The sequence below is a fragment of the Psychroflexus curvus genome (genome assembly GCF_020164585.1).
Lineage (GTDB): Bacteria > Bacteroidota > Bacteroidia > Flavobacteriales > Flavobacteriaceae > Psychroflexus > Psychroflexus curvus.
In genome coordinates this window covers 195,585-209,463 of record NZ_JAIQZF010000005.1, presented here as the reverse complement: position 1 = coordinate 209,463, position 13,879 = coordinate 195,585, and the positions used below count along the sequence as shown (strand labels likewise).

The window sequence follows — 13,879 nt, the reverse complement described above, 5'->3', positions numbered from 1 at the left end:
AATGCTAAGCCAAAAACTTTGCATAGTATATTCCTATTTCTTTTTTTGAGACATTTTAAGTTTAGAGATAGTAGAATTTTTTTCTATCATGGATTTCAGGTGATGTCAAAGCTGGCTATCAAATAGATTCAGACCAAAAGTGGCCTTATTTCTCCAACATCATATTCAAATATGGGTGAAATCAATTATAAATATAACGACCTATAAACCTGGAGAGAACAATGCGATACGTTTATCAGATAGTTTTATCCTATTGAATTTAAGACCTCAAAGTTAAAGTAGTCAATATATATGTAAATTATAATTTGAAGTCAGAGCTTCTTCAAACGATTGATTCAATCTCTACTTAAATTCAAACCAAGTAATTACTTATTTTTTTTCCAAATACTCACTTCCGAACTATTTACTTCAAAAGTTCGACTTGATTTTCTTGTAAGGTATTTCAGATCCAAAGGCGCTGAAACCAAATCAAATTGGGTGGATAATAGGTCATGCATACCTTCAATTGACTTTACGGGTTCACCATTCTTTTTGAATCCACCTATCCAGTTATCTTTTTGGCTGATGCTTTCTTTCCAGTGGTAGGTTGAGCCTAAAATCAATAAGCCATCCTTGTTCAGTCGCTCATGGATTGTGCTAAGGAAAGCAGTTGGATTTTGTAATTCTTCAAGTAAATTAAATGCTAAAATCACATCATAATCGCTGAATCTCTTTTTCAATTTCATGGCATCATCCTGCATGAAAAGCACAGGATTCGCATTGTTATTCAACTTTAAATCCTTCAATAACACATCCTTAAATAATTGTAAATCGCCTTCATCTTTGATGACGTAGCGCAACAAACCTTTGTTTTGTAGCTCAATAGCAGGGCGAATAAAGCGTGCAGAAGCATCTATAGCAGTTACTTCCTTGAAAATAGAGGAAGCCTCAAAAGCTAAACGACCTGTATCGCAATTCAAATCCAATAGTTTTTTATCTGAAGTATTTTCAATCTGTTCTTTCAAAAGCTCAATCAATTGAAGTGGATATTTTTTATATCCTAAATACTCCTCTCCATAATTTTGTTCACATGAAATCGCGATTTCTTCATCGGTTTCGTAGCTGTCAATTCTGATGTTCGGTTCATATTCAGATTCGATATATCTAAAACCAGCATGCTGGTAGAAGTGCCTTCTGAAAGCATATCTGGCATGCAATGTAGCTTCATTACCTGTAGAAATCCAAGACCCTCCTTTGATGATGTTGTGTTTCCCATCAAATGTAGGTGTTGAAAAATCATCATATAAAGGGTGAACTTTAAATCCTGGATAACCCGTGATTGGGCTTTCTGTCCACTGCCAGACATTACCTATGACGTCAAAAAACTCTCCAAATGAAAATTGATTGACCGGGCAAGGCGAAGTGTAGTGTTCTAAATTGATATTTCCTGGGGCTGTTTGCCAATTGGTAGCATCTTTAACCTGACAATGATCGACTAATCTATACCATTCAGTTTCGGTGGGTAAACGAAGTTTTTTCCCTGTTTTGGCAGATTTCCAATTGCAAAATGCTTTGGCTTCCAGGTAGTTGATTTCTGCAGGGAAATTCCACTGCATAGGGATAAGCATTGTCATCAAACGGAGTTTGTAGGAGTCACCGTCTTTTCGCCAGAATAAAGGGTGCTCCGCGTTTTTGTAACTTCGCCAAGACCAACCTTCTTCGCTCCACCACTGCTGGTCATGGTAACCGCGATCTTCTACAAATTCTAAAAATTCAGCATTGGAAACCAGATATTTTGAAGCCTTAAAATCCCTGACACTTTCATTATAATTTCCATATTCCAAATCCCACCCATACAGATGGTGATCATGTGGTTTTCCTAGATGCATTTCTGCACCTTCTACAGCAATTAATTCATTCTGAACAGTTCGTTTATCTGTGTCACAAATAGCATCGAATTTTCCATTTTGAAGCACTTCCACAGGCAATTGTCTTATCAAAACAGATGAAGTTTCGATATGAATGTTTTGGTGCTCAATCCCCATGATAATTGGCCAAAACGGACTTTCCCAATTGATTGGGAGCGTTAAAGGCAATTCGTTTATGAGTTTTATGATGGTCGATTTCACTGTATTTCGATAGTCCCTGACTTCATCAACGCTAGGCCAGTTATAATTTTTATCATTTAAGTCGTCCCATGACATTTCATCAACGCCTATTGCACACGTAGATTCAATAGCAGGGTTGATGTGAGAAGGTAAAAGTCCGGCCAAAACCAATTTATTGACATAAAAACAAGAGGTATGCCCGTAATAAAAGATGAGTGGATGACGAAGCTGGTCTGCTCGCATATAAAACGCCTTATCATCGTTCAAAGTTTTATACAACTCATCGTCCAGACTAAAAGTTCGATTAAAATAGTCAAGGATTTCCTGACGTTTTTGATGTTGTTCTCCTTCAACAAGATTTGGGGTTTTAAGATTGAATTCTTTCATAATAATGGGCTAATAAGTCTTTGCCATATAATTTTTATGCATCATAAATCTTTCATTTGAATCTGGCCTAAACTTCTCCTGAACAATGCTTCCGCAGACCTTAAATCCAGCTTTTTCATATAAAGCGACAGCGGCTTTATTTTGATCCCAGACCCTTAGTAATACGTGTTTCGTGTTTTTATCTAAATGTGTCTTGTACGCCTGCATCAATTTTTTACCCAAACCCATTCCTCGGTAATCCCGATCAACCAGGACTTCTGCGATGTATTCAGAATTACTGTTACCATACATACTTTTGATATGTTCGGGACATTCGTCATCAAAGCTTAAAGGAGTTGAAATCAGTGCAGCTATAAGCTTGTCATCAGAAAACCCGAAGATTCCATAACCCTCTAAAAATAATTTTTCCAGGTAGGTTTCTGCTTCCTGTGCAGTGATGTGTTGTGCTGAGATTCCTTCTGTAAATGCAGCTAAATAGAGACGTTCAAGTTCTGGCTTGACATCTAAGTATTTTTCTTTATCTATTTTGTTTAATGAAATCATCTAAAGACAAAACTATTACTAATTGTTTTACACATGATTGCATTTTTATTAAATATTCATTAATAAAATGCAGAAGATACTATATCAGTAAAAGGAGCTTTCAGAGTAAAAAGCTTAAGATGATCCCATCATAAAGATGGATGTTCTCAACAAGAGGCGGTTTAAAATTAGATGCATCTAAATATTTTATAAGATTAAATAAAATACTTACTTTTGTTCAACTTAAAACTGATTTATGTTCTCCTTATCTGAAGAAAACTATCTAAAGGCTATTTTTCATTTGCAAAAACACGCTAAAGCCGGAGTGAGCACTAATGCATTAGCCGAAGAAATGCAAACCAAGGCCTCATCAGTGACTGACATGGTTAAAAAGTTGTCGGATAAAAATCTGGTGATTTATAAAAAATACCAAGGTGTTTATTTGTCTGAGTCTGGCCGTAAAACAGCTCTACAGATTATAAGGAAGCACAGGTTGTGGGAGGTGTTTTTGGTAGAAAAGCTTGACTTTACCTGGGATGAAGTTCATGAGGTTGCTGAAGAACTGGAACACATCAAGTCAGAAAAATTGATTTCAGAATTGGATAAATTCCTGGATTATCCCAAAAGAGATCCACATGGTGATCCTATTCCAGATGCTGAAGGGGATTTCCAGGTGGCCAATAAAACTTTGTTATCTGATTTGTCGATAGGTGAAACAGGAACTTTGGTTGGCGTTAAGGATACTTCTTCAGAATTTTTGAAGTACCTGGACAAAAACAAAATAGCCTTAGGTAAAACTATAGAAGTTTTGGACAAGGAAGAGTTTGACGGTTCTATGCTGATTCGAATTGAAGAGGACAGGTTGAGGGTATCGACAATGGTTACAAATAACATTTATATCAAAATTTAATTATGGAAACTATACTGTCTTTTTTCGAAGCTCAAGATCCAGTGATGGCTGCGCTGATTGCTACCATTTTCACGTGGCTGGTGACAGGTCTTGGCGCTTCTTTAGTCTTCTTTTTTAAGGGGATGAATCGAAAGTTTTTTGATGCGATGCTTGGATTCACTGGTGGAGTGATGGTTGCTGCCAGTTTCTGGAGTTTACTGGCTCCAGGTATTGAGATGAGTCATGGTGAGGGCTTTGTAAAAGTAATTCCAGCGGTAGTTGGTTTTGTCCTGGGCGCTTTGTTCATCTTTGCACTGGATAAAATATTACCTCATTTACACGTTAATTTTAAAGAGAACAGGACAGAAGGCGTCAAAACCAAATGGCATAAATCGGTATTGCTTACCCTGGCCATTACCTTACACAACATCCCCGAAGGTCTGGCTGTTGGCGTTTTATTTGGTGGAGCAGCTGCAGGAATGGAGGGTGCGAGTATCGGTGGAGCTGTAGCTTTGGCGATAGGAATTGGTCTGCAAAACTTTCCGGAAGGTTTTGCAGTGGCGATGCCCCTGCGCGGACTCGGGCTTTCCCGATGGAAGAGTTTTAATTATGGTCACTTGTCGGCTATTGTAGAGCCCTTTGCAGCAGTGTTAGGGGCCTGGGCTGTGTTAACCTTTGAGCCTATTTTACCTTACGCGCTTTGTTTTGCCGCCGGGGCTATGATTTTTGTCGTGATAGAAGAAGTGGTGCCAGAGTCTCAGCAAGATCGTAATATAGATTTGGCTACGCTTGGTTTTATTGGAGGTTTTGTAGTGATGATGACTTTAGATGTAGGTTTGGGTTAATTTTAATCCCCTTTAAATACGCATAGTCCCTTTTGTAAGTCTTATAAATAAATAAGCACAAAGCTCCCCTAGAAAAAACGCAAAGCCACTCAAATTAGTGATAATTGACACTATTCAAAATCGCATTCTTTGCGAAAATCTTGGCGGCCTTAACGTTAAAAACAGATGCAAAGTCCTAGTGTAAATTCGAGAAAAAACCAGGTGTTTAAACAGGTAATGATTTGGTATAATTTCTGTTACCTTTAGGTTTTGAAACGCAAACCCACACGACTTATGAAATTTTATCTATTGGTTTTAAGTGTCATGTTTATGACTTGCAGTCTATCCGCCCAAAATTCAGCCTCTGCAACCAAGTCAGGCAGTTCAGAAGAAAACAAAAACACTTCAGCAGGGCGAGTTAAGGTGCCTGAGATTTTGACCAAACTCGATGTGTTGGATGATGTAGAAATTGAAGGGTATGAACTTACTTTCAAAAGTGTGGTGAGTGACGGGCGTTGTCCAAAAGATGTGACTTGCGTCTGGCCTGGTGAAGCTGAAATTCTTATCGAAATCAACGACGGTACCGAAACTGTTTCTAGAAAAATTGCTATTCCTGCTTTGGGTTTTGAAAAGAAAGTTTTGACCACACCTGGTCATATAGTTTACCTGAAAAACTTGGCACCCTATCCCATAAAAGCCAATGAGACTATTGAAGCTTATCAGCTTTTGATCAAAATTCTACCGATTTAAGTTTTATTTCTTCGGAAATGCCTTTTTATTAAAGACCAGTAAAATTCCGAATCCAGTACTGATGGCCGTATCGGCGATGTTGAATACAGGCTCGAAAAACACAAAATGTTCGCCGCCCCAAATTGGAATCCAGCTGGGTAAAATGTCATTGTAGAGCGGGAAATACAGCATATCTACTACTTTTCCTTTGAGCAATTCGCCGTATGGCTCCTCTGCAAACATAGTGGCGACCTGACCCAGACTACTGTCGAAAATCACACCGTAAAAGACCGAATCGATGATGTTACCAATGGCTCCGGCGAGAATTAATGACACCGAAAGAATTAGGATTTTAGGCGAATTTTTTCTGATTGAGTCCCATAACCAATAACCGATTAACACGATAGCGACAAGTCTAAAGGAGGTTAATATAATTTTTCCATAAGCTCCAGGAATCTTTGCACCCCAGGCCATGCCGTCGTTTTCAACGAAAAGAATGCGAAACCAACCCAGCACATCGACTTCCTCGCCTAACATAAAATGGGTTTTGATATAAATCTTGGATACCTGGTCTATCACCAAAATAAGGAGGATAAGTAGGGAGGCTTTCTTTAACGACATAAGTTTGATTTAAAGCACAAAAATAGTTTTTTTATTGAATTGAGATTTTTTTAAAGGCTTTTACTGAGGTGATATGTTTAGTTGATTTATTTTTCTGATTTTAATACTGCTGACTTAAATGCATCCAGATATCCAGCTCCATGATTGTATTCACTTGACCTGGCGTCTTAAGCAGCCTGAAAACTAAAATATATAGTTAATACGTTGATCATTATTTGAAAACTAAAATCAGCTGCAACAATCATAAATTTTGCTTCAGTTTGTTCATTTCTGAGTGACTGAAATTTTCGTTAAGACTTGTGGGATTTCGGCAACTTCGAAATTAAAACGGTAGGTGACAGACTCATCTTTGTTTATGGTTACTTTGAGAAGCCCCTTTTCAACAGGGATATATCCAGACTGGCCTCTGCAAAAGCAAAGTCTTCCAAACAAAAGCTTGGCCTTGAAAAGCTCCTCGTCTTTTAACTCTAGATTTTCCTGATCGGATTCAATTTCAGCATAAACGACTTCAGAATATTCATCATCAGCGATTCTGGGATCCTGATTACGCTTATATTCAAATTTCAAGACCCTATGCTTTCCTTTGGAAACCTGGGGATATTTTGCGCCGGTACTATCGGTTTTGATGACCAGTGATTTGTTGTCTAAAACGTCAAACGTACAAGCTCCATCTTCAGGACAGTTAGTAATAAGGGTTTTGTTCAAACTCTTTTTTTCTGTGGATTCCTGATTGGTCTTGCAAGCTATAAAACACAAGATAAGGCTTGATAATAAGATGAGTCTTAAATTCATAATCATTTAATTGTGATATAATTGTCTAGTAAGATAGAATAAATTATTAGTTTAGTTGATATAAGTTTGGTAATTATGAGAACATCATATAATTTAAAGATTGTAATAAGTCTTGCCCTAATTTTATTAGTCTCAAGTTTTGGTTTTTCACAAGAACAGGGTTCGTTTTGGACCGTAAAGGATTCCGATAAAAATAGCCTTAAAAAAGTTCAATTTTCCAAGTCAACACCAGAAAAAAGCAGCATACTAACATTAGAGTTCAAACAATTAGAACGTTTTTTAGAAACGGTTCCAAAACGTAGTGTTAACAAAACTCCTTCAAAAATCATAGATTTCCCCAATCCAGATGGTTCATTGGAGTCTTTTAGAGTTGAGGAAGCCTCGGTCATGACTCCAGAGCTTCAGAAGAAATTTCCAAACATAAGGTCTTATATTGGGAGAGGTGTTAAAAATCCTTCTGTGATTATCCGTTTTAGTATGTCAAAAGAAAAAGGATTGAGTTCTATGGTACTATCAGAAGGGAAAACGGTTTTTATTGAGCCCTATAATTTAAAGGAGAATACCTACATCAGCTACATCAATTCTGCAAGTGATAAAGAAAAGGAGGATTTTGAATGCTTAACCGAATATGCTCCGCTTAGGAATTCGATGTCTCATGAAGAATTTAAAGCCTTAAAAAACGCTAATGACGGAAAACTGAGAACCTACAGATTGGCCTTAGCCTGTACGGTAGAATATGCTCAATTTCATGGCGGAACGCTTGATCAGGTTATGGCTGCAATGAATACAACCATGACGAGAGTCAATGGAATTTTTGAGCGTGATTTGGGTTTGACCATGGAGATGGTTCCCAATGAAGATATCATCTTTTTAGGTCCCGACGTCGATTCAGACCCGTATACCAACGATAGTGGTTCTACCATGCTGAGTGAAAATCAAACGACCTGCGATGAAATTATTGGATCTGCCAATTATGATATAGGTCACGTATTCAGTACGGGCGGAGGAGGAGTTGCCTATCTTAATTCGCCATGTACAAATTTGAAGGCTGGTGGAGTTACCGGGTCTTCCTCTCCGGTAGGAGATACATTTGATATAGATTTCGTGATCCATGAAATGGGGCACCAATATGGAGCTAACCATACCCAAAACAATGACTGCAACAGAACGGAAAAGTCCTTTGAGCCGGGAAGTGCCTCAACGATTATGGGTTACGCCGGCATTTGTGCACCAAACGTGCAAAACAACAGCGATGACTACTTTCACGGAGAAAGTATCAAGGAAATGTGGTTGAATATTTCGCAGGGAAACTCCAGCAATTGCGGGAGTATAGCTGACACAGGCAATACGGCTCCAGTAGCTAAAGCTGGCTTAGATTACTCGATTCCCAAATCGACTCCTTTTGTTTTGAGGGGTGAGGGAACAGATGTGGACGCAGATGATGTGTTAACCTATACGTGGGAACAAATCGATCCGACTCCTGCACCGATGCCACCAGAATCTACCTCTACGGCAGGACCGCTTTTCCGATCCCTGTTACCAACGACGTCTCCAGATCGATTTATGCCTTCCTTTAGTACGGTGCTCTCCGGCTCATTATCGTCAACCTGGGAGGTGGTTCCTTCGGTAGCCAGAGATATGAATTTCCTACTTACCGTAAGAGATAATTCTACCCCTGCTGGAAATACCAGTTCTGCTGAGTTAGTGGTTACTACGGTAGATGCTTTGCCTTTTGAGGTGCAAACGCCACCCACCTGGGCCTCGGGCTCTACACAAACTTTAAACTGGACCGTAGGTGAAACCAATGTAGCTCCAATAAACTGCCAAACTGTAAATATTTATTTTTCAGAAAAAGGTAAAGACTTTTCTTTCGTATTAGCTTCGGGGGTTGCAAACTCAGGCTCTGCCGAAATAACCTTGCCTTCCGTTGCTGATACCTCTGAGGCGAGAATACTTGTGGAGGCAGCAGATAATATCTTTTATGCGCTTACTGAGCCCTTTGCTATCGGGAATTCTCCGGATTTCACTATCAGTGCCCAAACGCCAGATCAGAGTCTGTGCAACGTAGATACCGCCAGCTATGAGTTTGAGTTTATAACTTCGAATGGCTTTTCGGAAACCACAGAATTTACGGTTTCCGGACCTCAGGCCGCCACCTACGCCTTTACCCCGTCCAGTCTGAATGCAGATGGCAGTTTTACCTTAACTATCAGTAATCTTTTAGATTTAAATCCAGGCGATTATACGCTGGATATTACAGGAACCTCTTCTTCTGTTACAAAAACCGAGAGCGTAGGTCTCACGATTATTGATGGAGCCTGCGCTTCTGCAGGAAATACCGATTTCCAGACCAGTACCACGGGAGTCATTATAAATGACGGAGGAACCGAGATTTTGAGTAATCTGCAGACCGGTAAACCTTCAGGTTACAGCGATTACACCGATATAATTACGGATCTGCTGGTGGATTCTCAATATGATTTTACAGTGAATGTGAATACGGATGGGGAATACGACGTGAAGACCTATATATGGATTGACTGGAATCAAAATTGCAAGCTGGATGATGCTGGCGAGGAATACGACCTTGGGACTGCTTTCAATGTAGAAAATGGCCCCACGTCTAATTCTCCGCTCTCTATTGCAGTTCCGGGGGATGCTGTTTTAGGTCAAACCCGAATGCGGGTAACTACCAAATATCTTGGAACTGCTGAGGATGTTCCTCTGGCCTGTGAAATCGGCTTTGATGGTGAGGTCGAGGACTATACGATTAATGTTATTTCGAGTTTGAGTAATGATTCATTCTCACTCCAAAACTTAACTATCTATCCCAATCCAAGTCAAGGTAAATTCAACATTCAATTTTTTACAGCATCAAGTACAGATTTCCAGCTTTCGATTTATGATTTAAGAGGACGATCTATCCTTAGACATAACTATGATGCTTATGGACAATTCAGGAAAGAACTAGATTTAAGTCATCTCGCTTCCGGAATTTATCTCTTAGAACTAAGTGACGGCTACAGGAGAATAACCAAAAAAATTATCGTAGAATAATAATTTAAGAATGTATGCTTTTATTGAAAAAAGAGGTTTCTTAAAACCTCTTTTTTCAATTTATTCAACTACATTATCAAGGCTTAAGATTCAGTTTCAGACATTGACCCAATTCTGATTTTTTCACTGCTATTTTTTAAAAATATGTAATTTTAGCTATCTTATAATAAACAATTAATGTTTTTTTATAAAAAAAGGCTTTAAATATTATTATATTGTAATTTAATCAAGTAAAATTTTTAGCAATGAAAAATAAAATACTACTCACACTATTAGCAAGTTTTTTTACAGGAATGATTTTTGCCCAAAATGTAGATTCAACCGTAAATGTTGGAGATGTTTTGACAATAGGCGAAGTTGAAAATAATGATTATCAACACATCAATTTTCCTAGAGCCAATTTCATTATCAAGAATGGAGGACTTCCTAATTACAGTTACGTGAAAGGAGAAAAAGTTGAAATTACTTCTGTTAAAGAGAAAAATGGAAGTTTAATAGCAACAATCAAATTGACTTCCAGAAAATCCTTTTTCAACAGCCATAAGTATATAACTGTAGATATTGAAAAAGCACTTGAAGGAAAAGAATTAGTAAGGATTTAAACACCCTGACAAAGTATAGCGAAAGCCCAAGATAGCCCGAACGGCATGTCTTGGGCTTTTGTTTTGAGAATTAACCATAAAAGCAAAGCTGTTTGTCTTTCCTGATTATTTCGGTGATGCTTTCAGGATAAGAAGATCTTGGAAACTCTTGAAAAAGTTCCCATTTGCAACAAGTCCGCTCCCAGTATAGACTCCTTTTTTGTTTTATAAAACTTCATTTTAGCAAATTCGTTATGCTTATTTAATTTAGACCGTCCCATACAAGTCGAATTTCACCTTACAGCCAAAAAAACCAGTAAATTATATTTATCTGGAATAAAAAAAACTAATTTTAAGACTAGTTGAATCGATTACTTTTAAAAGGTGTTTAAAAAGTACTAAGACTGAAGATTCAGAAGTACTTCAGTTTTATAGCAACACCTGGCAAAATTAGTAAATACAGCATAAAACTCATAGTTAGATGGCAGTACACACAAGGGATAGCTTTAATGAAGAGGCTTATCGTAAAGACTGGAAAGAACTAACAGACCATTTTTCTACCAATCCTGACAAGGGACTTTCTGATGATGAAGCTAAGAAAAAGCTTGAAGAAGTCGGGCGTAATAAATTGGAAGAGCATGAACAGCGCTCTGTTTGGGAAATAATTCTTTCGCAGATCAATAATCCGGTTATTTATCTGTTAACGGCGGCTTCAGTATTGGCTTTTATTTTTGGAGATACAGCAGAAGCAATTGCCATTCTTGTAGTTCTGTTACTGAATACCATAATTGGTTTTTGGATGGAATATCAAGCTCAAAAATCCATGGAAGCCATTAAGAAAATGGATAAGGTTAGAGCTACCGTACTTAGGGATGGTGAGAAAAAACGCATTGATGCGGAAGAAATGGTTCCTGGGGATATCCTTATTGTAGAATCCGGTGATCTTATTTCTGCAGAAGCACGTGTTATAGAAGCTACAGAGCTTCAGGTAGATGAATCTCCGCTTACTGGAGAATCGGTTCCCGTCAATAAGAATGCTGAAACATTGAAAGAGGAACTGCAGGTTGCAGACCGCACCAATATTCTTTATAAAGGAACAGCTGTAACAGGTGGCCAGTCCAAAGCTATAGTTTTTAAAACGGGTATGGATACAGAGGTAGGTAATATCTCTACCATGGTACAAGAACAAAAAGAGGGAGAAACGCCACTCAATCAAAAACTCAATAAATTAACCCGCAGCCTTATCTGGGTCATACTGGCTATGGCTGCTGCTTTTTTTGTGTTTGGATGGCTGGCTGGTAAAGATACATATCAGTTGGTGCAAACAGCTATTGCCTGGTCAATTGCTGCAATTCCCGAAGGTTTACCTATAGTAGCCAGCATTGCCTTAGCACGAGGAATGTACCGTTTGTCCAAAAAAAATGTACTCATCAAGCAGTTGGGTGCGGTAGAGACTTTGGGGGAAACTACAGTGATTTTCACCGATAAAACAGGAACGCTTACCAAAAATGAACTGACCGTGAATACCTTTCAGTTTCCAGGACAGGCCCTTGCCAAAGTGAAATGGGATGATAGCAGACCAAAGCTGAAAGATTCAGAACATACAAGTGGAAATAAGAACTTAAAAGATATTCTTAAAATTTCGGTGTTAGCAAATGATGCTTCTTTGGGTGATGAGAAAGAAGAAGAGGACAAAGACAATAAAAGTGAAGATAGGGCTGCAGTTTTTATTAGTGGTGACCCCCTGGAGATTGCCCTGCTTCAGTTTGTAAAAGGATTTGATTCAGATTTGTATAAAGAAATAAAAAAATGGAGTCGAGAGCTGCACGATCCTTTCGATTCTGAATCCATGGTTATGGGAACAGTTCACACAACCGATGACGGCTACTATATTTCGGGCAAAGGTTCTCTTAGCGCTATTCTGGAACGCTCTAAAAGCATCTTAATCAATGGTGAAGTAAAAACCTTTTCTGACAATGAAAAAAAGGATTGGGAAGATAAGAATAACGTACTTGCGGAAGATGGTTTGCGTGTTCTTGGGTTTGCCTGTAAGCAAACCGATTCGCTTCCTGACGATGAAGATTTTTTAAAAGACCTGGTATTTGTCGGGCTTATAGGTTTCCTGGATCCACCTCGAAAAGAAGTGGCAGATTCCATCGAAATCGCAAAAAAAGCGGGTATTAAGGTAGTTATGCTCACAGGGGATCATCCTGGTACAGCGCTTAATGTAGCTAAACAAACGCATCTTGCGACAGAAGATGCGAAGAAAGACAAAGATGTGCTTCACGGTAAAAATCTTCAGGAAGAACTGGATAAGAAAGACAATAAAAAACTTCTGGAGACACTCGTATTCTCCAGGGTAGATCCAGGGCAGAAACTTAGTTTGATCAAACACTATCAGGGAGAAGGAGAGATCGTGGGGATGACAGGGGATGGAGTCAATGATGCCCCGGCATTGAAAAGAGCAGATATAGGTATCGCTATGGGGAAACGAGGGACTCAAGTAGCTCAGGAGGTTTCGGATGTGGTACTTCAGAATGATGAATTCAGTTCTATCGTGGAAGCCATAAGGGAGGGAAGGATTATCTTCGGAAACATTCGCAAATTCGTAGTTTATCAACTATCCTATCACCTGGGCGAGATTCTCATAATTGCCCTGATGAGTTTTACCATTTTTGTACTGCCTATTCTGCCACTACAACTTTTATTTTTGAATTTACTTTCAGACGTATTTCCTGCACTTGCACTGGGCATAGGAAGGGGAACCCCCAAAGTAATGCTGCAGCCTCCAAAAGACCCCAAAGAAGCTATCATCGCTAAACAGAACTGGATGCAGATTATGGTTTATGGATTCATCATAGCAGTATCAGTAAGTGGTGCTTACCTTTATTCTCATTTTGTATGGGGAGAACCTGAAGCTATAAATAATAATATTGCTTTTTTTAGTCTTGCCTTTTGTCAGTTTATCCATGTGTTCAATATGCGTGATAGTAATGAGAATTTCTTCAACAATCAGGTAACGCGTAACAAATGGGTTTGGATGGCTATTGCCTTATGTTTTGCTGCTGTTATCCTTTCTTATTTAGTGCCAGCGCTAGCTTCAGTTTTTTCATTTCAGCAACTTGAATTTAAAATTTGGATACTCATCGCCATAGCTAGTATCGCGCCTACCTTGATTATACAAAGTATTAAGATGATTTGGAAGAAGTTTTAGAAGTTCAGTAGTTAGTAGTCAGTAGTCAGTAGCAAATAGTAAAAAAGAGTAAAGAGCATAGAGCAAACAGAGGCAAGAATCAGAAGCCATGACTTAAAGCCTACTAAAAACGAACAACAAAACACCAGCAACTAAAAAAGAACCAAGATTCAAGACCCAAGTAAATTTGATATTCA

General features: G+C 38.6%; 10 protein-coding genes. 6 read left to right on the top strand and 4 right to left on the bottom strand.

The features are described from left to right. Positions 1 to 365: 365 nt before the first annotated feature. Both ovoA and LB450_RS09320 read right to left on the bottom strand, forming a co-directional pair. The gene (ovoA, locus tag LB450_RS09325; RefSeq protein ID WP_224487645.1) at positions 366 to 2,474 is read right to left on the bottom strand and encodes a 5-histidylcysteine sulfoxide synthase; all 2,109 of its coding nucleotides are present in this window, start codon (positions 2,472 to 2,474) and stop codon (positions 366 to 368) included. Positions 2,475 to 2,483: 9 nt separating this feature from the next. After that, positions 2,484 to 3,017, bottom strand: coding sequence for a GNAT family N-acetyltransferase (locus LB450_RS09320; protein WP_224487644.1), 534 nt, complete (start codon positions 3,015 to 3,017; stop codon positions 2,484 to 2,486). A gap of 235 nt (positions 3,018 to 3,252) precedes the next feature. Between LB450_RS09320 and LB450_RS09315 the strand changes: the two genes are divergently transcribed. The 3 genes from LB450_RS09315 (at position 3,253) to LB450_RS09305 (ending at position 5,459) form a co-directional block, all read left to right on the top strand. Beyond that, positions 3,253 to 3,906 (top strand): metal-dependent transcriptional regulator, encoded by a 654-nt coding sequence (locus LB450_RS09315; protein WP_224487643.1) that lies wholly within the window; start codon positions 3,253 to 3,255, stop codon positions 3,904 to 3,906. Positions 3,907 to 3,908: 2 nt separating this feature from the next. Next, the gene (locus LB450_RS09310) at positions 3,909 to 4,730 is read left to right on the top strand and encodes a ZIP family metal transporter (protein ID WP_224487642.1); all 822 of its coding nucleotides are present in this window, start codon (positions 3,909 to 3,911) and stop codon (positions 4,728 to 4,730) included. Positions 4,731 to 5,003: 273 nt separating this feature from the next. Continuing rightward, positions 5,004 to 5,459: a hypothetical protein gene (locus LB450_RS09305; RefSeq protein ID WP_224487641.1), complete on the top strand. Its 456-nt coding sequence runs from the start codon at positions 5,004 to 5,006 to the stop codon at positions 5,457 to 5,459. Between the two features lie 3 nt (positions 5,460 to 5,462). Here the strand turns inward: LB450_RS09305 and LB450_RS09300 are convergent, their stop codons facing one another. Then, a complete protein-coding gene (locus LB450_RS09300) occupies positions 5,463 to 6,059 on the bottom strand; it encodes a lipoprotein signal peptidase (protein ID WP_224487640.1) in 597 nt (198 codons plus the stop codon). 264 nt (positions 6,060 to 6,323) lie between these two features. Next, complete coding sequence (locus LB450_RS09295; protein WP_224487639.1) at positions 6,324 to 6,851, bottom strand: hypothetical protein; 528 nt, start codon at positions 6,849 to 6,851, stop codon at positions 6,324 to 6,326. 75 nt (positions 6,852 to 6,926) lie between these two features. Here LB450_RS09295 and LB450_RS09290 point away from each other — a divergent pair, with 75 nt between their 5' ends. From LB450_RS09290 to LB450_RS09280, 3 genes are all read left to right on the top strand, one after another. Further along, positions 6,927 to 9,908 carry a zinc-dependent metalloprotease gene (locus LB450_RS09290; protein ID WP_224487638.1) on the top strand — a complete coding sequence of 994 codons (2,982 nt, stop codon included), beginning with the start codon at positions 6,927 to 6,929 and terminating at the stop codon, positions 9,906 to 9,908. 245 nt (positions 9,909 to 10,153) lie between these two features. Beyond that, positions 10,154 to 10,510, top strand: a complete 357-nt coding sequence (locus LB450_RS09285) for a dihydroorotase (RefSeq protein WP_224487637.1) — start codon at positions 10,154 to 10,156, stop codon at positions 10,508 to 10,510. Between the two features lie 460 nt (positions 10,511 to 10,970). Beyond that, the gene (locus LB450_RS09280) at positions 10,971 to 13,703 is read left to right on the top strand and encodes a cation-translocating P-type ATPase (protein ID WP_224487636.1); all 2,733 of its coding nucleotides are present in this window, start codon (positions 10,971 to 10,973) and stop codon (positions 13,701 to 13,703) included. The last annotated feature ends 176 nt before the right edge of the window (positions 13,704 to 13,879 follow it).

Coding starts and splice junctions, on each gene's coding strand:
- ovoA (WP_224487645.1), bottom strand. CDS start 2,474: ATGAAAGAATTCAATCTTAAAACCCCAAATCTTGTTGAAGGAGAACAA.
- LB450_RS09320 (WP_224487644.1), bottom strand. CDS start 3,017: ATGATTTCATTAAACAAAATAGATAAAGAAAAATACTTAGATGTCAAG.
- LB450_RS09315 (WP_224487643.1), top strand. CDS start 3,253: ATGTTCTCCTTATCTGAAGAAAACTATCTAAAGGCTATTTTTCATTTG.
- LB450_RS09310 (WP_224487642.1), top strand. CDS start 3,909: ATGGAAACTATACTGTCTTTTTTCGAAGCTCAAGATCCAGTGATGGCT.
- LB450_RS09305 (WP_224487641.1), top strand. CDS start 5,004: ATGAAATTTTATCTATTGGTTTTAAGTGTCATGTTTATGACTTGCAGT.
- LB450_RS09300 (WP_224487640.1), bottom strand. CDS start 6,059: ATGTCGTTAAAGAAAGCCTCCCTACTTATCCTCCTTATTTTGGTGATA.
- LB450_RS09295 (WP_224487639.1), bottom strand. CDS start 6,851: ATGAATTTAAGACTCATCTTATTATCAAGCCTTATCTTGTGTTTTATA.
- LB450_RS09290 (WP_224487638.1), top strand. CDS start 6,927: ATGAGAACATCATATAATTTAAAGATTGTAATAAGTCTTGCCCTAATT.
- LB450_RS09285 (WP_224487637.1), top strand. CDS start 10,154: ATGAAAAATAAAATACTACTCACACTATTAGCAAGTTTTTTTACAGGA.
- LB450_RS09280 (WP_224487636.1), top strand. CDS start 10,971: ATGGCAGTACACACAAGGGATAGCTTTAATGAAGAGGCTTATCGTAAA.